We start from the raw sequence: 331 nt of genomic DNA, 5'->3' as shown, positions 1-331 counted from the left end.
GCCGGGTTTTGTCGAGGACAATCATTCATCTAGGACCTGCGTCGCCACAGGTCTCAAGCGACCTACCCGAATCCAGCATGGGCCATGCCTCATGGATTCCTATTTGGTCTTGCTCCAGGTGGGGTTTACCTTGCCGTGACGTGTTACCACGCACGCGGTGCGCTCTTACCGCACCCTTTCACCCTTACCGGCTTCCTGTAAACAGGAAACGTAGGCGGTCTTCTCTCTGCTGCACTTGCCGTAGGCTTGCGCCCCCCAGGCATTACCTGGCACCCTGCCCTATGGAGCCCGGACTTTCCTCCCCTCCCTTACAGGAGCAGCGATTGTCTGG

General features: G+C 58.6%; 1 other RNA gene. It reads right to left on the bottom strand.

From position 1 onward, the window contains the following. Nucleotides 1-328, bottom strand: an RNA gene (gene rnpB / locus IEJ02_RS51585) — RNase P RNA component class A. Nucleotides 329-331 lie beyond the last annotated feature (3 nt).

The sequence above is a fragment of the Streptomyces sp. 5-10 genome, assembly GCF_014712245.1.
Lineage (GTDB): Bacteria > Actinomycetota > Actinomycetes > Streptomycetales > Streptomycetaceae > Streptomyces > Streptomyces violaceusniger.
Note: the sequence above shows the minus strand (reverse complement) of the source record. Positions and strands in the feature narration are given on the sequence as shown.